General features: G+C 69.0%; 17 protein-coding genes. 11 read left to right on the top strand and 6 right to left on the bottom strand.

The annotated features are described in order from the left end of the window. Positions 1-11: 11 nt before the first annotated feature. Complete coding sequence (locus A9977_RS14610; protein WP_183025583.1) at positions 12-515, bottom strand: pyridoxamine 5'-phosphate oxidase family protein; 504 nt, start codon at positions 513-515, stop codon at positions 12-14. 110 nt (positions 516-625) lie between these two features. After that, positions 626-1,456, bottom strand: a complete 831-nt coding sequence (locus A9977_RS14605; RefSeq protein ID WP_183025582.1) for a helix-turn-helix domain-containing protein — start codon at positions 1,454-1,456, stop codon at positions 626-628. A 149-nt stretch (positions 1,457-1,605) separates the two neighbouring features. On the opposite strand from A9977_RS14605, the gene A9977_RS14600 reads away from it, so the two are divergent. Beyond that, positions 1,606-2,040, top strand: a complete 435-nt coding sequence (locus tag A9977_RS14600; RefSeq protein WP_183025581.1) for a hypothetical protein — start codon at positions 1,606-1,608, stop codon at positions 2,038-2,040. Here A9977_RS14600 and A9977_RS14595 read toward each other — a convergent pair. Next, positions 2,037-2,897 (bottom strand): hypothetical protein, encoded by an 861-nt coding sequence (locus A9977_RS14595; protein WP_183025580.1) that lies wholly within the window; start codon positions 2,895-2,897, stop codon positions 2,037-2,039. The two genes, A9977_RS14600 and A9977_RS14595, sit on opposite strands and share 4 nt — an antisense overlap. Before the next feature lie 342 nt (positions 2,898-3,239). Between A9977_RS14595 and A9977_RS14590 the strand changes: the two genes are divergently transcribed. From A9977_RS14590 to A9977_RS14550, 9 genes are all read left to right on the top strand, one after another. Next, complete coding sequence (locus tag A9977_RS14590) at positions 3,240-6,107, top strand: aconitate hydratase (RefSeq protein WP_183025579.1); 2,868 nt, start codon at positions 3,240-3,242, stop codon at positions 6,105-6,107. Between the two features lie 182 nt (positions 6,108-6,289). Then, positions 6,290-7,123, top strand: a complete 834-nt coding sequence (gene efeU, locus A9977_RS14585) for an iron uptake transporter permease EfeU (protein WP_183025578.1) — start codon at positions 6,290-6,292, stop codon at positions 7,121-7,123. A gap of 7 nt (positions 7,124-7,130) precedes the next feature. Continuing rightward, positions 7,131-8,333, top strand: a complete 1,203-nt coding sequence (efeO, locus tag A9977_RS14580; protein ID WP_183025577.1) for an iron uptake system protein EfeO — start codon at positions 7,131-7,133, stop codon at positions 8,331-8,333. Positions 8,334-8,348: 15 nt separating this feature from the next. After that, the gene (efeB, locus tag A9977_RS14575) at positions 8,349-9,680 is read left to right on the top strand and encodes an iron uptake transporter deferrochelatase/peroxidase subunit (RefSeq protein ID WP_183025576.1); all 1,332 of its coding nucleotides are present in this window, start codon (positions 8,349-8,351) and stop codon (positions 9,678-9,680) included. Between the two features lie 53 nt (positions 9,681-9,733). Beyond that, complete coding sequence (efeO, locus tag A9977_RS14570) at positions 9,734-10,570, top strand: iron uptake system protein EfeO (RefSeq protein ID WP_183025575.1); 837 nt, start codon at positions 9,734-9,736, stop codon at positions 10,568-10,570. 115 nt (positions 10,571-10,685) lie between these two features. Beyond that, positions 10,686-10,985, top strand: a complete 300-nt coding sequence (locus tag A9977_RS14565) for a FeoA family protein (protein WP_310936138.1) — start codon at positions 10,686-10,688, stop codon at positions 10,983-10,985. Beyond that, positions 10,978-12,882, top strand: a complete 1,905-nt coding sequence (locus A9977_RS14560) for a ferrous iron transporter B (RefSeq protein ID WP_183025573.1) — start codon at positions 10,978-10,980, stop codon at positions 12,880-12,882. Before A9977_RS14565 ends, A9977_RS14560 begins: the two co-directional genes overlap by 8 nt. 7 nt (positions 12,883-12,889) lie before the next feature. After that, positions 12,890-13,156, top strand: a complete 267-nt coding sequence (locus A9977_RS14555) for a DUF6587 family protein (RefSeq protein WP_183025572.1) — start codon at positions 12,890-12,892, stop codon at positions 13,154-13,156. Positions 13,157-13,160: 4 nt separating this feature from the next. Beyond that, positions 13,161-14,339, top strand: coding sequence for an FAD-dependent monooxygenase (locus A9977_RS14550; RefSeq protein ID WP_183025571.1), 1,179 nt, complete (start codon positions 13,161-13,163; stop codon positions 14,337-14,339). A gap of 12 nt (positions 14,340-14,351) precedes the next feature. Here the strand turns inward: A9977_RS14550 and A9977_RS14545 are convergent, their stop codons facing one another. After that, positions 14,352-15,602 carry an SMI1/KNR4 family protein gene (locus A9977_RS14545; RefSeq protein WP_183025570.1) on the bottom strand — a complete coding sequence of 417 codons (1,251 nt, stop codon included), beginning with the start codon at positions 15,600-15,602 and terminating at the stop codon, positions 14,352-14,354. A 148-nt stretch (positions 15,603-15,750) separates the two neighbouring features. Between A9977_RS14545 and A9977_RS14540 the strand changes: the two genes are divergently transcribed. Then, positions 15,751-16,809 carry a YhcG family protein gene (locus A9977_RS14540; protein WP_183025569.1) on the top strand — a complete coding sequence of 353 codons (1,059 nt, stop codon included), beginning with the start codon at positions 15,751-15,753 and terminating at the stop codon, positions 16,807-16,809. 16 nt (positions 16,810-16,825) lie between these two features. On the opposite strand, the gene kynA is transcribed toward A9977_RS14540, so the two are convergent. Then, the gene (gene kynA / locus A9977_RS14535; RefSeq protein WP_183025568.1) at positions 16,826-17,668 is read right to left on the bottom strand and encodes a tryptophan 2,3-dioxygenase; all 843 of its coding nucleotides are present in this window, start codon (positions 17,666-17,668) and stop codon (positions 16,826-16,828) included. Further along, on the bottom strand, positions 17,668-18,963 hold the full coding sequence (kynU, locus tag A9977_RS14530; protein WP_259651977.1) for a kynureninase: 1,296 nt from the start codon (positions 18,961-18,963) through the stop codon (positions 17,668-17,670). The genes kynA and kynU overlap by 1 nt, the downstream gene beginning before the upstream one ends. Between the last annotated feature and the right edge of the window lie 11 nt (positions 18,964-18,974).

Here is an 18,974-nt window from a genome sequence, read left to right as displayed (position 1 = left end):
CGGCGCGGCGATCAGCCGATGTTGAGGCTCTTGTGCTCGCCCAGATTCTTGGGCGTCTCGCCGGTGACGGCGGCCTTCATCATCTTGAAGATCTGCACCATCTTGCTGTCGTCCACGTCCCAGAACTCGGCATGGCCGATGCGCACGGCGAGCAGGCCCAGGTTGGGGTCGGTCACGCCAGCGGGGAACCAGGCCTTGGCCATCGGGTTGAAGAGCTCTTCCTTCTTCGCCGGGTCCTCGAGCAGTGCGGCGTGGCCGGACACCGAGACGTAGCTGTCCTTGTCGGTGTTGGCATAGGCCACGTTCACCGCGTCGTCGGCCGGCAGGTTGCGCGCGATCTCGCCATCCTTGGGCACGAAGAAGTAGAGCGTCGCGCCTTCGTCGAGCTGCTTGTTCTGGGTGGTCAGCGGATGGCTGTGCAGCATGCCGTCGTGGTGGCGGTGCACGAACATGCCGAAGCGGGTGTCCTTGATCAGTTCCCAGAGTTTCTGATGGTCGTTGGTGGTCGTTGTCATGGTGATGCGCCTGAGGAGTTGTCTACAAGCGCCTCAACATACGGAGGCTGTCGATGCCGCGGCCGGGACCAATGCCGCGTGTTGGTGTGGGCCGGCGCCGACGGCCGCTGTCATGCCCCCAGGCGGGCCAGCGCGGCGGCGGTGGCGGCATCGGCCGGGAAGAAGGACTCGACCGCCAGCTCCTGGAGCGTCACGTCGACCGGCGTACCGAAGATGGTGGTGGTGCTGATGAAGCTCAGCAGGCCGGCCGGCGTCGCCAGCTGGAAGGGCACGACCACGCCCGCCAACTCACCGCCGGCGGACGCCGCGGCCTGGCCGGCATCGGCCACCGGGTAGGCGGCCAGCTCGTCGTGCAGCGCCTGCAGGGTGGCGTCGCCGGTGGCCGCGACCTGCTGCTGCAGCCGCTCCAGCAGGTGCTGGCGCCACTGCGCAAGGTTGGCGATGCGCGGCGCCAGACCCTGCGGATGCAGGCTCAAGCGCAGCACGTTGATCGGCGGCTTCAGCAGTTCGGGCGCGGCGCCCGCCATCAGCAGCGGGACGATGCGGTTGGCCGCGACCAGTTGCCAGTGGCGATCGATGGCCAGTGCCGGGTAGGGCTCGTGGCCCTTGAGCACCAGCTCGACCGCCTGGCGCGCGGCGGCCAGCGCGGGGTCGTCGAGCCCGCGCTGGCGGTACATGGGCGCGAAGCCGGCCGCCACCAGCAGTGCATTGCGCTCGCGCAGCGGCACGCCCAGCCGCTCGGCCAGGCGCAGCACCATCTCGCGGCTGGGCGCGGCGCGGCCGGTCTCGACGTAGCTCAGGTGGCGGGTCGAGACCTCGGCTTCGTGCGCCAGGTCGAGCTGGCTCAGGTGCCGGCGCTGGCGCCAGTGGCGCAGGTGGGCGCCGAAGGGCTCGCGGGCGCCCGGGGCGAGGGAAGACGAGGGCTGCGCGGATGGGTTCATGGCATCGATTCTGGCGGCGCCGCGCGCGCCGGCCATGACCTCCCAGGTCATCGACCCGGTGACCTCGGGGCGGAATCATCGACCCGACGCCGCGGGAAGGGCCTGCGGCGTGACTTCTCCTCTCTCTACGCACCGCAAGGAGTTCCGCCATGTCGATCTTCGCTTCCCCCCGTTTCCTGCCCCGCGTGATGGCGGCCGATGCGCTGTCCTGTGCCGCCACCGGCGCGCTGCAGCTCGGCCTGGGCGACACGCTCGCCCGCCTGACCGGCCTGCCCTCGCCGCTGCTCAGCGGCACCGGCGTGTTCCTGCTGGCCTACGCCGCACTCGCGGCCTGGATGGCGCGGCGCCCGGTGCCGCCGCGCCGGCTGATCGGCCTGGTCATCGTTGGCAACCTGGCCTGGGCCGCGGGCTGCGTCGCGCTGCTGCTGGGCGGTGGGTTCACGCCTACGGCCCTGGGGGTGGCCTGGGTGCTGGCCCAGGCCGCGGTCGTGCTGGTGCTGGCGGAACTGCAGTGGCTGGGCTTGCGGGCCTCGGCGCATGGGAATGCCGCCAGGCCCACCGGCCTGCGCCATGTGCCGAACTAGGGCGGCGGCGCGTTCGGCGCCAGGTGCTCCTGCCCCTTGAGCACCATGGCGGCGCCCGCCGGGCCACCCACCGCATGGGGCAGCGAGTTCAGCAGCGAGTCGGCGAGGTTGCCGCGGTAAAGCTTGGCGCCCTGGTGCGAGAGGTTGGAGTTGGCATCGACATGGATCGGCTCGCCCAGCCCCGACCAGAGCCGGCAGAAACCGTAGTCTTCCGAGAGGTAGCGCCGGGTCTGCGGATCGACCATCACGTCGAAGAAGCGGTAGTGCAGGCCTCGGTCGATGTCGCCGATGCCGTCGGGCGCGTAGCGCAGATCGGGGTAGCTCGCCATCAGCCGCTCGAAGACGCCGCGCTTGATCACCATGAAGCCGGTCGGCGCTTCGGTCACCTTCATGAAGCCGTCGGGCTGGATGTCGAGTTCGACCTCCGAACGGCCTTGCGCCGCCTCGGAATTGATGGTGTAGCGCGTGAACAAGGCTTCGAACTGCTGGCGCGTCGTGCCCTGGGCCAGCCCCTCGGCCGGCCAGTCCTCCCGCTTGAGCGGGTACACGCCGGCCGCGATGTCGTGGCCGGACTGCAGCAGCCGGAAGGCGGCCTGCGCCGAAAAACCGATGTCGGCGTCGATCCAGAACAGATGGGTCCATTGCGGATTGGCCAGGAACTGCGCCACGCAATTGTTGCGCGCACGCGTGACCAGGCTTTCGCCCTGGTGGAGCAGGGCCTGCAGGCGCATGCCCGCGCGCTCGGCCTCGACGGTGAAGTTCATCATCGACACGACGTAGTTCTGGAAGAACTTGCCGTCGTGGCTCGGCGTGACGACCAAGGGAAAGAAGGAGCGGAGTTCGGCGGGGTCGAGCATGGGTGGTTTCCGGGAATTGAATTTCGGTTTCTTCTCATTTCGGGCCGGGCCCGCCGATGGATTTCATTTATTTTTTTTGATCTGTCATCAAATGATTTCCATTGGAGAAGACTGTATTCAATACTTCGATTTGGGCTTGTTGAATTCGCGCACCGCAGGCGACTTTGACTGTGAAATTCGTGCACATCCCGCGCACCCCCCGTTGGGTCGCGGGGCCCGTGCCGCCGCCGCGCGGCCGGGCCGCCCCGCCGCTCAAAGGCCGCGGTGGAGAAGACCGACTACAGCCACTGACTTCGTTCCTCGCTATCCTTGAGGTGCTTCCACGAATCACAGGAGTTTTCAATGGCCAAGGTCCCGGCACACCCCTTCGCATCCGCGCTCAAGACATTCAAGACGGCGTCGGGAGGGGCCGGCAAGTACTGGTCACTGAAGGAGCTCGCGAAGCAGTACCCGAACATCGACAAGCTGCCGGTCTCGATCCGGATCGTGCTCGAGTCGGTGCTGCGCAACTGCGACGGCCAGAAGGTCGGCGTGGAGAACGTCGAACAGCTCGCCAACTGGCAGCCCAACGCCGAGCGCACCGAGGAGATCCCCTTCGTCGTCACCCGCGTGGTGCTGCAGGACTTCACCGGCGTGCCCTTGCTGGCCGACCTGGCCGCCATGCGCAGCGTGGCCGCCAAGCTGGGCAAGTCGCCCAAGACCATCGAGCCGCTGGTGCCGGTCGACCTGGTGGTCGACCACTCGGTGATGGTCGACTACTACGGCACGCCCAAGGCCCTCGACCTGAACATGAAGCTGGAGTTCCAGCGCAACAACGAGCGCTACCAGTTCATGAAGTGGGGCATGCAGGCCTTCGACACCTTCGGCGTCGTGCCGCCGGGCTTCGGCATCGTGCACCAGGTGAACCTCGAGTACTTCGCGCGCGGCGTCTACAAGGCGGCCGACGACGATGCCAAGGTGCCGACCTGGTACCCCGACTCGCTGGTCGGCACCGACAGCCACACCACCATGATCAATGGCATCGGCGTGGTCGGCTGGGGCGTGGGCGGCATCGAGGCCGAGGCCGCGATGCTGGGCCAGCCGGTCTACATGCTGACGCCCGACGTGGTGGGCTTCGAGCTCACCGGCAAGCTGCGCGAAGGCGTGACCGCCACCGACCTGGTGCTCTACGTGACCGCCATCCTGCGCACCGAGAAGGTGGTGGGCAAGTTCGTCGAGTTCTTCGGCCCGGGCGCGGCATCGATCGCGGTGCCCGACCGCGCCACCATCGGCAACATGGCGCCCGAGTACGGCGCGACCATGGGCTTCTTCCCGGTCGATGAGATGACGGTCGCCTACTTCAAGGGCACCGGCCGCACCGACAAGGAAATCGAGCGCTTCGAGGCCTACTACAAGGCCCAGGGCCTGTTCGGCATGCCGGCGCCGGGCGAACTCAATTACACCAAGGTCGTGCGCCTGGACCTGGGCACGGTATCGCCCAGCCTGGCCGGCCCCAAGCGCCCGCAGGACCGCATCGACCTGGGCCACCTGTCGACCAAGTTCTCCGAGCTCTACAGCAAGCCCAACGACGCCAACGGCTTCAACCAGCCGGCCGACAAGCTCAAGATCCGCTACCCGCTCGCGAAGAACGGCCAGAGCGACGACAGCGAGGCGCCGGCACCGGCGGCCGGCGCACCGCGCCAGGTGGTCGAGATGGTGGCCAACCGTTCGACCAAGGCCGCCGCGCACGTGAGCGCCACGGCGCCGGTCGCGCCCAAGGGCGCGGTCACCATCGGCAACGGCGACGTGCTGATCGCCGCCATCACCTCCTGCACCAACACGTCGAACCCGAGCGTGATGCTCGCCGCCGGCCTGCTTGCCAAGAAGGCGGTGGAAGCCGGCCTCACGGTCAAGCCGCACGTCAAGACCTCGCTCGCCCCCGGCTCGCGCATCGTGACCGAGTACCTGGAGAAGGCCGGCCTGCTGCCCTACCTGGAGCAGCTGGGCTTCTACCTCGCGGGCTACGGCTGCACCACCTGCATCGGCAACGCCGGTGACCTGACGGCCGAGATCAACGAGGTCATCACCGACAACAACCTGGTGGCGGCCGCGGTGCTGTCGGGCAACCGCAACTTCGAGGCGCGCATCCATCCGAACCTCAAGGCCAACTTCCTGGCCTCGCCGCCGCTGGTGGTGGCTTTCGCGATCGCGGGCAACGTGATGACCGACCTCATGACCGAGCCCGTGGGCAAGGGCAAGCACGGCAAGGACGTCTACCTGGGCGACATCTGGCCCACGCCGCAGGAGATCGACGCCAACCTGCGCTTCGCGATGAACGCCAAGGCCTTCCGCGCGAACTACGACAAGGTCAAGACCGATCCAGGCAAGTTCTGGAGCAGCATCAAGGGCACCACCGGCCAGGTCTACGACTGGCCCACCTCGACCTACATCGCCGAGCCGCCCTTCTTCGAGGGCTTCAAGATGAAGCCTGCGGCCACCAACCCCGGCTTCTCGGGCGCGCGCGTGATGGCGCTGTTCGGCGACTCGATCACCACCGATCACATCTCGCCGGCCGGCTCGATCAAGGAAAGCTCGCCCGCGGGCGTCTGGCTCAAGGCGCACGGCGTGCCCAAGGCCGACTTCAACAGCTACGGCTCGCGCCGCGGCAACCACGAGATCATGATGCGCGGCACTTTTGCCAACGTGCGCATCAAGAACCTGATGCTGCCGCCCGACGAGAAGGGCACGCAGGAAGAGGGCGGCCTCACGCTGTTCCAGCCGGGCAACGAGAAGATGTTCATCTACGACGCCGCGATGAAGTACATCGAACAGGAAGTGCCCACCGTGGTCTTCGGCGGCGAGGAGTACGGCACCGGCTCCTCGCGCGACTGGGCTGCCAAGGGCACGCAGCTGCTGGGCATCAAGGCCGTGGTGGCGCGCAGCTTCGAGCGCATCCACCGCGCCAACCTGGTCGGCATGGGCGTGCTGCCGCTGCAGTTCCGCGGCGCCGATTCGTGGCAGAGCCTGGGCCTGACCGGCCACGAGAAGATCGACGTGGTGATCGAAGGCGACCTCAAGCCCCAGATGGACGTCAAGCTGGTGGTGCACCGCCCCGACGGCACCCACCAGGAAGCCACGGTGCGCCTGCGCATCGACACGCCGATCGAGGTCGACTACTACAAGCACGGGGGCATCCTGCCGTTCGTGCTGCGGCAGCTGCTGGCGGCCTGATCCGGCCACGGCCCCATGCACGGGGCCGCTGAGCTGCAACTGACGCGGTGTGCCCCTCCATTCACCTGGGGCCATTCCGGTCAAATGAGAACTTTTCGTATTTGATCGGCTAAGCTCGGAGGGTGTCCCGCGCTGCGCGCACCGTTCCGGTGCCGGGCGGGGCTCGACTTTTCTCGACCCCGATGCTCATCCCCTTTCTCATCATGTTGCGCGAAGGCATCGAAGCCGCGCTCATCGTCGGCATCGTTGCCAGTTACCTTCAGCAGAGCGGCCGCGGCCGGTTGATGCCGGCTGTCTGGGTCGGGGTGCTGCTTGCCGCCGCCCTGTCGCTGTTCGTGGGCGCCGGCCTGCAGCTGGTGGCGGCCGAGTTCCCGCAGAAGCAGCAGGAGCTGTTCGAAGGCGTGGTCGGGCTGATCGCCGTGGTCATGCTGACCTCGATGGTGTTCTGGATGCGCAAGGCCGCGCGCTCGATCAAGGGGCAGTTGCATGCCTCGATCGACCGCGCGCTGGCGCAGGAGAACGGCGGCCAGGCCTGGGCGCTGATCGGCATGGTCTTCCTGGCCGTGGCGCGCGAAGGGCTGGAGTCGGTGTTCTTCCTGCTCGCGATCTTCCAGCAGAGCAGTGGCTGGGAGGCGCCCGTGGGCGCGCTGGCCGGCATCGCGGTGTCGGTGGTGCTGGGCTACGGGCTCTACGCCGGCGGCGTGCGGCTCGACCTGCGGCGCTTCTTCCGCTACACCGGCGTCTTCATCCTGCTGGTCGCGGCCGGGCTGCTGGCCGGCGTGCTGCGCAAGCTGCACGAAGGCGGCGTCTGGAACCACCTGCAGGCGGTGGTCTTTGACATGAGCGAAGCGCTGCCGATGGACAGCCCGGTCGGTGCCGTGTTGTCGGGCCTGCTGGGCTATCAGGCGGCACCGGTGACGGGCGAGGTGATCGCCTACCTGGCCTTCCTGCTCGTCTCGCTCTTCCTTTTCTTCCGACCGGCGGCCCCGGTGTCGGGCACGGTCGCGGCCCGCTGAGATCACGATGTCTTCCGCCTCTCCCAAAGATCCTTCTTCCTCCTCTTCCTCTTCTTCCACGCTGATGCGTGTCGCCGTCGGCGCCTCGGCGCTGCTGGTGGTCGCCGGCCTTGCGGCCTTCTGGTACGCCTCGGGCGTGGCGCGCCAGGCGCCGCCCAAGGCCTCGGACCATGCGGTCACGGTGACCATCCAGGGCAACGCCTGCGAGCCCAACGACATCACGGTGCCCGCGGGCCGCACCACCTTCACCATCGTCAACCAGTCGAAGCGCGCGCTCGAGTGGGAGATCCTCGATGGCGTGATGGTGGTCGAGGAGCGCGAGAACATCGCGCCCGGCTTCTCGCAGACCATGACGGTCAAGCTGCACCCCGGCACCTACGACATCACCTGCGGCCTGCTGAGCAACCCGCGCGGCAAGCTGCACGTCACGCCCTCGGCCGAGTCCGATGCGGAAGCCGCGCGGCCCTCGCTGGTCAACTACGTGGGCGCGCTGGCCGAGTACCGCGTGTTCCTGGCGCTCGAGTCCGGCACGCTGGAAGACGCCACGCAGGCGCTGGTGGACGCGCTCAAGGCCGGCGACCTGGCCCAGGCGCGCACGCTCTACGCACCCGCGCACCAGGCCTACAAGCGGATCGAGCCGATGGCCGAACTGTTCTCCGACCTCGACACGCGCCTCAATGCGCGCGCCGACTATTTCGAGCAGCGCGAGGCCGATCCGGGCTTCACCGGTTTCCATCGGATCGAGTACCTGCTGTTCGCGAAGAACGATGCCCAGGCCGCGCTGCCCGTGGCCGCGCAGCTGCAGACCGACGTCGAGACGCTCAAGACCCGGATGCGCGCGCTGGCCATCCCGCCCGAACGCCTGGCCGCCTCGGCCGCCAAGCTGCTGCGGCGGGTGGCCGACAACCTGCCGGCCGGCGGGGAAGACCACTACGGGCACGGCGAACTGGTGAACCTGCAGGGCACGTTCGACGGCACCCGCAAGATCGCCGAGCTGCTGTCCCCGCTGCTGACCAAGGCGGCGCCTGAACTGCAGAAGACCCTCGACCAGCGCTTCGAGGCCTTCGCCACCGCGCTCTCGCCCTACCGCGACGGCGAGGGCTTCAAGCCCGCGCCCCTCGACGAGGCCCAGCGCAAGGCACTGGCCGAACCCGTGCGCGCGCTGGCCGATGCCCTCGGCCAGGTCAATGCGGCCCTCGGACTGGACTGAACGCCCGACGACGACATGAAAGACAAGAACCCTCTCACCCCCGATCCCGTTCAACCCGCCTCGCCCGAACGCCGCCGCATGCTCGGTGGCCTGGGCGCCGCCGGTGCCGCGCTGGCCGGCCTGTCGGCCGCGCGCGCCGCTGCACCTGCCCCGTCCGGCCCGCCCGAGGGCCCCGGTGCCGGCGCCCAGGTGACCGACGCGCCGCAGAGCACCCACACGCAGGACCGCGTGCCCTTCACCGGTCGCCACCAGGCCGGCATCGTCACGCCGCGGCCGACCGCCGGCATGGTCGCGTCCTTCTTCGTGCTGGCCGAGAACCGCGCCGACCTCGAACGCCTGTTCCGCACCTTGACCGCGCGCATCGCCTTCCTGACCCAGGGCGGCGCCCAGCCCGACCTCGACCCCAAGCTGCCGCCCGCGGGCTCGGGCATCCTGGGCCCGGTGGTGCAGCCCGATGCGCTGACCATCACCGTGTCGGTGGGTCATTCCCTGTTCGACGAGCGCTTCGGCCTGGCCAGGCACAAGCCGCTGCGGCTGACCCAGATGCAGCGCCATCCCAACGACGCGCTCGACGCCGCGCTGTGCCACGGCGACCTGTCGCTGCAGTTCTGCGCCAACACGCCCGACACCAACATCCACGCATTGCGCGACATCATCAAGAACACGCCCGACCTGCTGGTGCTGCACTGGAAGCAGGAAGGCTCGGTGCCGCCGATTCCCGCGGTGGCCGGCCAGCCGGCCGAGAGCGCGCGCAACTTCCTGGGCTTTCGCGACGGCTCGGCCAACCCCGACGGAGGCGATGCGCCGCTGATGGACAAGCTGGTGTGGATCGGCTCCGACGACAAGGGCGAGCCGGCCTGGGCCGTCGACGGCACCTACCAGGCGGTGCGCATCATCCGCAACTTCGTCGAGCGCTGGGACCGCACGCCGCTGCAGGAGCAGGAACTGATCATGGGCCGGGTCAAGCCCACCGGCGCGCCGCTCGACGGCGGCCGCACCGAGCACGACGTGCCCGACTACACGAAGGACCCCGAAGGCAAGGTCACGCCGATGGACGCCCACATCCGCCTGGCCAACCCGCGCACGCGCGCCTCGGACGCCAACCTGATGCTGCGCCGCCCCTTCAACTACTCCAACGGCGTCACCAAGTCGGGCCAGCTCGAGATGGGCCTGCTGTTCATCTGCTACCAGGCCGACCTGGAAAAGGGCTTCATCGCGGTGCAGAAGCGCCTCGACGGCGAGCCGCTGGAGGAATACATCAAGCCCATCGGCGGTGGCTTCTTCTTCACGCTGCCCGGCGTGCGCGACGCGCGCGACTGGCTCGGCCGGACCTTGATGCAGGCCTAGGCGGCCGCGTCATCCACTCGTTTTTTTCACGCAGCCATTCTTCAAGGAGACCCATGTCCGTGCACTTCCGTCGTCGCTTCCTCGCCACCCTCGTTGCCGGTGCCGCCGGCCTGTACGCCGCCGGTTCGCTGGCCGCCGTGTCACCGCTCGAACTGGTCGCGCCCATCGCCGACTACAAGATCTACGTGGCCGAGAACGTGCGCAAGCTGGCGACCGACACGCGTGCCTTCACGGCCGCGGTGAAGGCCGGTGACATCGAGAAGGCCAAGAAGCTCTATGCGCCCACGCGCACCAGCTACGAGAAGATCGAGCCCATCGCCGAACTCTTCAGCGACCTCGACAGCGCCATCGACTCGCGCGCCGACGACCACGAGAAGGCCGAGAAGGACCCGGCCTTCGGCGGCTTCCACCGCATCGAGTACGCACTGTGGGTGCAGAAGAGCACCAAGGAGGTCAACAAGACCGCCGACAAGCTGCTGGCCGACGTGCTCGAGCTGCAGAAGCGCCTGGTGGCCCTGACCTTCCCGCCCGAGAAGGTGGTGGGCGGCGCCGCGGTGCTGATGGAAGAAGTGGCCGCGACCAAGATCTCGGGCGAGGAGAACCGCTACAGCCACACCGACCTGTGGGACTTCCAGGCCAACTTCGAAGGCGCCTACAAGATCGTGGAGCTGCTGCGCCCGCTGATCGTCAAGGACAACAAGAGCTTCTCGGACAAGACCGACGCCAACTTCAAGACGGTGTTCGACACGCTGGCCAAGTACCGCAGCGCGGACGGCGGCTTCGAGACCTACTCGAAGCTCACCGAGCGGGACCGCAAGCTGCTGGCCGGGCGTGTGAACACGCTGGCCGAAGACCTGTCGAAGCTGCGCGGCATGCTCGGCTTGAACTAAGCCTTCGCGCAGCTGGCGGCTGCGTTGTTTGACCACGGTCTGTCCGTCGCGAGTGAGAATTGCTAGCATTGAGGCTTCGCTTCATGGCGCGCCCGAGCCTCGGGTGCCTCTCACCGTGCCAAACAACCACATCGACGCTGCGCCGGCCCCGGCCGCGCTGCGTCTGGACCAGCTTCCCGACAACCAATGGGCCACCGTGCTCGACGTGGCCCGGCCCGACAGCGCGGAAGACCGCGAGCTTGTGCTGCGCCTGACCGAGATCGGCTTCGTGCCCGGCGAGGCGGTGCGCATCGTCGCCTCCGGCGTGCCGGGCCGCGAGCCGATCGCGGTGCGGCTGGGCCACACCACCTTCGCGCTGCGCCGCCACGAGGCCGCCTTCATCCACGTGACCCGAGGCGCGGCGAACCATGGTTGAAGCCACCATCGATTTCCGCCCCGGCGCGGCCAAGGCTTCGGCGGCGCCGCCCGAACGCGTCGCGCTGCTGGGCAACCCGAACTGCGGCAAGACCGCGCTGTTCAACCTGCTGACCGGTAGCCGCCAGAAGGTGGCCAACTACGCCGGCGTCACGGTCGAGCGCAAAGAGGGCGTGCTGCTCACCGCCGCCGGCCGCCGGGTCTTTGTGCTCGACCTGCCCGGTGCCTACAGCCTCAACGCGCTGTCGGCCGACGAGGCCGTGACGCGCGACGTCGTGACCGGCCGCAGCAAGGAGCTGCCGCCCGACCTGTTGGTCAGCGTGACCGACGCCACCAATTTGCGCTTGAACCTGCGGCTGGTGCTGGAGGCCAAGAAGCTGGGCCTGCCGATGGTGATGGCGCTCAACATGACCGACATGGCCAGGAAGCAGGGCATCGTGGTCGACGTGGCCGTGCTGTCGCGCGAGCTCGGCATGCCGGTGATCGAGACCGTGGGCGTGCACACCGGCGGCGCGAAAGACCTGCTGGCCGCGCTCGACGCGCCCGTGGTCGCCGCCGCCGTGGCCGCGCCCTGGGTCGCGCCCGCGCTCGACGACGTGCTCGCCACCCAGCGCGAGGTCCGGCGCATCCTCGGCCTGGCTGTGACCGAGCCGGTCGGCAGCCTCGCCACCAGCGACCGCATCGACCGCGTGGTGCTGCATCCGCTGTGGGGCATGGCGGTGCTGGCCGTCACGCTGTTCCTGATGTTCCAGGCGGTGTTCAGCTGGGCCAACGTGCCGATGGACGCGATCAAGGCGGCCACCGAATGGGTGGGCGAGGCGGTCAAGACCGTCGTGCCCGAGGGCCTGCTGCAGAGCCTGCTGGTCGACGGCATCGTGGCCGGCGTGGGCGGCGTGATCGTGTTCCTGCCGCAGATCCTGATCCTGTTCCTGTTCATCCTCGCGCTCGAAGATTCGGGCTACCTGCCGCGCGCTGCCTTCCTGCTCGACCGGGTGATGGGCACGGTCGGCCTGTCGGGTCGCTCCTTCATCCCGCTGCTGTCGAGCTTCGCCTGCGCCATTCCCGGCGTGATGGCCACGCGCACCATCAGCAACTGGCGCGACCGGCTCACCACCATCATGATCGCGCCGCTCATGACCTGCTCGGCGCGGCTGCCGGTGTATGCGCTCTTGATCGCGGCCTTCATCCCGGCGCGCACGGTGGCGGGCGTGTTCAACCTGCAGGGCATCGTGCTGTTCGCGCTCTATGTGTTCGGCATCGTCTCGGCGATGGCCGTGGCCTGGGTGATGAAGCGCTTCCGCGACAACAGCTCGCATTCGCCGCTGCTGATGGAGCTGCCGGCCTACCGCTGGCCCAACCTGCGCAACCTGGCGCTGGGCTTGTACGAGCGCGCCTGGATCTTCATCCAGCGCGTGGGCACCATCATCCTCACGCTGACGATCCTGCTGTGGTTCCTGTCCACTTTCCCTTCGCCGCCCGAGGGCGCGACCGGACCGGCCATCCAGTACAGCCTGGCCGGCATCATCGGCCGCGGGCTGGAGCACATCTTCGCGCCCATCGGCTTCAACTGGCAGATCTCGATCGCGCTGGTGCCCGGCATGGCGGCGCGCGAGGTCGCGGTGGGCGCGCTGGGCACGGTGTACGCGCTGTCGGCCACCGGCGACGCCGCGGCCACGGCGCTCGAGCCGCTGATTACGGGCAGCTGGTCGCTGGCCACCGCGCTGTCGCTGCTGGTCTGGTACGTGTTCGCACCGCAATGCATTTCCACACTGGCCGCGGTGAAACGCGAGACCAATGCCTGGAAGTACGTCTGGATCATGGCAGGCTACCTGTTCGCGCTGGCCTACGCGGCCTGCTTCGTCACCTACCGCATCGCGCTCGCACTGGGCTGGGGTTGAGCACAACATGACACAGAACCTGATCGTTGGATTGATCGTCGCCTTCGCCGCGTTTTACGCGGTCTGGCGCTGGATGCCCGCCGCCTGGCGCCGCGCGGCGGCCACGCGCGTGGCCGCCGGCTCGCACAAGGCCGGGCTGGTCGATGCGCAGCGCGCCGAGGCCTTGGCGGCCTCGCTGGCCAAGAGTTCGGGCTGCGGTTCGTGCGACAGCTGCGGCAGCTGCGCCACCCCCGGCGACAAGTCTTCCCCCTCCGCCCAACGCGCCGCCCCCTGACGGCATGCCCCTGCAGCTCCTGATCGCGGGCGGCGGCATCGGCGGCCTGGCGGGTGCACTGGCGCTGGCGCGCGCCGGCCATCGCATCGAAGTGCTCGAGCAGGCGCCGGCCTTCGGCGAAGTCGGTGCCGGCATCCAGCTCGGACCCAACGCCACCCGCCGGCTGCAGGCCCTGGGCCTGGCCGACGCACTCGACGGCATCGCGGCCCGGCCCGAGGCGCTGGTGGTGCGCGCGGCCGACGACGATGCCGAACTCGCGCGCTTGCCGCTGGGCGAGGCCATGCAGCGGCGCTACGGCGCCCCGTACTGCTGCGTGCACCGGGCCGACCTGCATGCGCTGCTGCAGGCCGCCGCGGGCGCGCACGAGGCGGTGGTGTTGAACACCGACGCGCGCATCACCCAGGTCGAGGTCTGCGACGACGCCGTGGCGGTCGGCACGGCCGACGCGCGCGCCTGGGAGGGCGATGCGCTGGTCGGTGCCGACGGCCTTTGGAGCACGGTGCGGCCCAAGGTGGTGGAGGCCTCGGAGCCGCCGCATGTCACCGGCCACACGGCCTGGCGCACGGTGCTCGAACAGGCCGCGCTGCCGGCCGCGCTGCGCAGCACCCAGGTGCGCGTGTGGCTGGGCGCGCGGCTGCATGCGGTGGCTTACCCGGTGCGCCGCGGCGAGGCGCTCAACCTGGTGGTGCTGGCCGAGTCCGCGCCGGCCGGCGATGCGCGCGACTGGGACCAGGCCACCAGCCTGGCCGCGCTGCAGCGCGCCACGGGCCGCTGCGGCCCCGCGCTGCAGGCCTTGCTCGAAGCCGCGCCCACCTGGCGCGGCTGGACGCTCAGCGACCGCGCGCCCCTGAGCGGTCCGCAGCAGATGGCCGGCGAGCGCATCGCGCTGCTGGGCGACGCCGCCCATCCCATGCTGCCCTACATGGCGCAGGGCGCGGGCATGGCGATCGAGGACGCGCTGGCGCTGGCCGAGGTGCTGGCGGGCGCGCAGAGCGCGCAGGTCCCGGTCGCCTTGGCGCGCTATGCCGAGGCCCGCTGGCAGCGCAATGCGCAGGTGCAGGCCCGGGCGCGGCGCAACGGTGAGGTCTTCCACGCCACCGGGCCGGTGCGCTTCGGCCGCGACATGGCGATGCGGCTGCTGGGGGCGAAGCTGCTCGACCAGCCGTGGCTGTACGGGGGCTGAGCCCGCGGCGCCTCAGAGCCTGAAGCCCTGCAGGCGCTCGATGCGTTGGGCCAAGCCTTCGCGGCCCAGGTAGTGGCCATGGTGGCCGTCGGCCAGCTGCGCGAGCGCGCTCTCGAGTTCTTGCAGCTTGGCAGCGCGGTCGGCGTCGAAGGCCGTCTGCACGTCGATGCCGATGCCGCTGCAGGCCTCCGCGATCAGGTGGGCGCTCGCGGGCGCGCCGCAGGCCGCGCACTGGACGATGGCCTCGACGTCGGGCTCGGCGCCGTTGGCCAGCAGGGCGGCCGTGAGTTCGGGGCCGATCTGGCCGTCGATGTTGCGCAGCGCATCGGCCGCCACCGGGGCGCCCGCGCGCACCAGCGCCGCGGCGGCCACGAAGGCGCCGTGCGCCAGCGCGACGTCGGTCGCCAGCGCGCTGCCCTGCTGCGGTCCTTCGAAGCGCACGCCCGCCGCGGCCAGTTCCACGATCAACGCGGCATCGTCGGTGGCCACCGCATGGCGCAGGGCGGCGCGCGCGAGGGCCGGCTGGTGGCGCAGCGTGCCCTCGGCCAGCGGCGTACGCCAGTCGTGCATGGCCAGTCGGTAGAAGGCCACCAGCTTGTCCATCAAGTCCAGGTCGAGGCCGTGGTCCTGGTGCCGGTCGTCGAGGTAGGCCAGCAGGGTCTGGCCCGAGAAGTAGTCGCTGGTGGGTGCCAGCGGGTCGTCGTCGAGGTGCAGCGCCGCGAAGGCGGCCGGCAGGTCGGCGGCCACCACGCTCAGGCCGTCCTCGTGCAGCGCATGGGTCCACGCCGGCGGCAGGCCCTGCTTCCAGGCCACGATCCGGCCGTAGTCGGCGCCGGGCTCGACCACCGCGTAGATCCGGTCGCAGTACTCGAAGCCGCCGAAGGGCAGCAGCGCGAGCGTGCCCTGCCAGGGCGGGCCGCCGTCCTCGGCCGCTTCCTCGGCCAGTTCCTGCTCGTGCACGATCCAGCCCTGCAGGTCGCGGTAGCCGTCGCTGCCGTTCCAGAACAGCTCGGACCAGCTCACGGCCTCGATGTTGCCGTTCATCTCCAGCGTCAGGTCGTAGTCGAGCCGGCCGCCGGCCGTCTGCTGCCACAGCGCGAGCAGCGCCTCGGGCAGCGGCCCGGCGCACAGCGCCTGCACGGCCGCGATCTGCGAGGCTGGCATCGGCGGCTGCGCGTCGAAGATCACGCGCTCGGCGAACAGCACGATGCCGTGGGCGCGCAGCGCGACGCGCTCGTCGGACGTGAACCGGATGTCGTTCATGGCAGGCACCTCCGTGTGTTGCAAAACTGTAGCGTTTTGTACGGAGGGGGCAATCCATGCCCACCCTATTTCGGAGCGGTCAATAGTTCTCTGCGGCGCTGCGTGGGTGCTTACGCCAGCCCCATGTCTGCCACAGGATCCGGTGTCAATGAACAGCTCAGGACCTCCTTCGCTCACGGATGTGCCCGACGGCTACGCCGAATGGCTCGCTGAGCTGAAGTCGCGTGTCCAGGGCGCCCGGCAGCGTGCGGCAACCGCCGCCAACCGCGAACTGGTCGCGCTGTACTGGCAGATTGGACGGGACATCCTCGCGCAGCAGGCCAGTCAAGGGTGGGGCGCCAAGGTGATCGAGCGGCTGGCCCACGATCTGCGCACGGCCTTTCCCGAGATGAAGGGGTTCTCTCGCGCCAACCTCTTGTACATGCGCGCTTTCGCCGAGGCATGGCCCGATGAGGAAATCGTCCAACAGGCTGTTGGACATTTGCCCTGGGGACACAACCTCGTATTGCTGAGCAAGCTCAAGACGACGCCGCTGCGCCTGGCCTACGCACAGCGAGCGATCGCGCAGGGCTGGTCGCGCAACGCGCTGAATGTCCATATTGAAACGCGGCTTCTGGAGCGGGAAGGGAAGGCCGTGACCAACTTCTCTGAACGCCTGCCAGCACCACGCTCGGACCTCGCGCTGCAGGCGCTCAAGGATCCCTATGTCTTCGATTTTCTGGGCATTGGCCAGGAAGCAGGGGAACGCGAGATCGAGGCCGCGTTGGTCGAACACATCTCCCGTTTTCTGCTGGAGCTGGGCGCTGGTTTTGCATACGTCGGGCGACAGGTTCCCATCGAAGTCGGCGGCGATGATTTCTTCATCGATCTTCTTTTCTATCACCTGAAGCTGCACTGCTACGTGGTCATCGAATTGAAAGCGGGTGCCTTCAAGCCCGAGCATGCCGGCCAACTCGGCTTCTATTTGACAGCGGTCGACGCGCAACTCAAATCGAAGCAGGATGCCGCGACCATCGGCTTGCTCCTGTGCAAGACGAAAAATCGCGTGGTCGCCGAATATGCGCTGCGTGACTCCCACAAGCCCATCGGCATTGCCGAATACCAGCTGGTCGAATCGCTGCCGAAGGAGCTGCAGACGAGCCTGCCGACCATCGAGCAGATCGAGCAGGAACTGGCGCGTTACCAGGACAAGGCGAAGGACGCGTGAGCCGCGATGGCGTTGATCACAGCTCCGTGCGCAGGCGCCAGATCTCCGGAAACAGCACCACGTCGAGCATCTTGCGCAGATAGCTCACGCCACCGGTGCCGCCGGTGCCGCGCTTGAAGCCGATCACGCGCTCGACCGTGGTCACGTGGCGGAAGCGCCAGAGGCGGAAGGCGTCTTCGAGGTCGGTGAGCTTCTCGCCCAGCTGGTAGAGGTCCCAGTGATCGTGCGGTGCGCGGTAGACCGTGAGCCAGGCGGCCTCGACGCCGTCGCTGGCCTCGTAGGGCTGGGTCCAGTCGCGTTCCAGGCGGTCGGCCGGCACCGGCAGGCCGCGCCGCGCCAGCAGGCGCAGCGACTCGTCGTAGAGCGAGGGCGCGCGGTAGGCCGCATCGACCTGGGCCAGCAGGTCGGCGCGGTGGGCGTGCGGCTTGAGCATGGCGGCGTTCTTGTTGCCCAGCGCGAACTCGATGCAGCGGTACTGCGCGCTCTGGAAGCCGCTGGAGTTCGCGAGGTAGGGCCGCATCGCTGTGTACTCGGGCGGCGTCATGGTCGAGAGCACGGTCCAGGCGCTGACCAGCTGCTCCATGATCCGGCTCACGCGCGCCAGCATCTTGAAGGCATCGGCCAGCTGCTCGGTGGCGATGCAGCGGGTGGCGGCGTTGAGCTCGTGCAGCATGAGCTTCATCCACAGCTCGCTGGTCTGGTGCTGCACGATGAACAGCATCTCGTCGTGCGCGGGCGAGAGCGGATGCTGCGCGCCCAGGATCTCGTCGAGGTGCAGGTAGTCGCCGTAGCTCATCGAGGCGCTGAAATCCAGCTGCGCCTTTTCCTCTTGAACGATCTTTTCGGTGCCCTTCGTCATCAGGTCACCGCGTTCTTCTGGTTGAATTCTGGGCGCTGCCACTCGTCCTGCTCGAGCACCTGAACCAGGTGCTCGACCGACTGCCACACGTCCTCGAAGCGCAGGTACAGCGGCGTGAAGCCGAAGCGCAGGATGTCGGGCACCTGGGCGTCGCCGGCGCGGAAGTCGCCGATCACGCCGTGCGCGATCAGGGCCTGCACGATCGCATAGGCGCTGGCGCTGCTGGCGTCCTGCAGCGCCAGGCAGACCTGCGAGCCGCGCTGTGCATGCGCGCGCGGCGTGACCAGCGTGAAGCGGCCGGGGCAGCGCGCCTCGACCAGCGCGATGAAGGCATCGGTCAGCGCCAGCGACTTGCTGCGCAGCGCCGACATCGCGCCCGCCTCGCCGTCGAAGGCTTCGGCGGCCAGCACGGTGTCGAGGCCGCATTCGAGCGCCGAAAGGCTCACGATGGGCTGCGTGCCGCACAGGTAGCGGCCCACGCCCGGCGCGGGCCGGTAGTGGGGCGTGAACTCGAAGGGCGCGGCATGGCCCCACCAGCCCGACAGCGGCTGCTCGAAGCGGCCCGCGTGCCGCGTGTGGACCCACACGAAGGCCGGCGCGCCCGGGCCGCCGTTCAAGTACTTGTAGCCGCAGCCGATCGCGTAGTCGGCATCGCTGTCGTTGAGCGCGACCGGCACCGCGCCCGCGCTGTGCGCCAGGTCCCAGACGGTCAGCGCGCCCACCGCGTGCGCGGCGGCCGTGACGGCCTTCATGTCGTGCATCGCGCCGGTGCGGTAGTTGACGTGCGTGAGCATCAGCACCGCGACCTCGGAGGTCAGCGCGGCGGGCAGCGCATCGACGCTGTCGATCAGGCGCAGCGTGAAGCCGCGTTCGCGGCACAGCGACTCGGCGATGTAGAGGTCGGTCGGGAAGTTGCTGCGTTCGCTGACCACGGTGCGGCGCGCTTCGTCGCCGTACTCGAGCACCTGGCTCATGGCGGCGAACAGCACCTTGTAGAGGTTGATCGAGGTGCTGTCGGTGCACACCGCTTCGCCCGGCGCGGCGCCGATCAGCCGGGCCAGCTTGTCGCCCAGGCGCTGCGGCAGGTCGAACCAGCTGGCGCTGTTCCAGGAGCGGATCAGGCCCTGGCCCCATTCCTCGGCCACCACCGCCGCGATGCGCGCGGGGGCGGCCGCGGGCAGCACGCCCAGCGAGTTGCCGTCGAGGTAGATCACGTCGGCAGGCAGCGTGAATTGGGCGCGCAGGTCGCGCAGCGGGTCGGCGCGGTCGAGGGCGCGGCAGTCGTCGAGGGTCATGGAGGTTTTCA

The sequence above is a fragment of the Variovorax sp. UMC13 genome (assembly GCF_014170375.1).
Taxonomy (GTDB): domain Bacteria; phylum Pseudomonadota; class Gammaproteobacteria; order Burkholderiales; family Burkholderiaceae_C; genus Variovorax.
The sequence above is the reverse complement of the archived record's forward strand: the minus strand, read 5'-3'. Positions and strand labels throughout refer to the sequence as shown.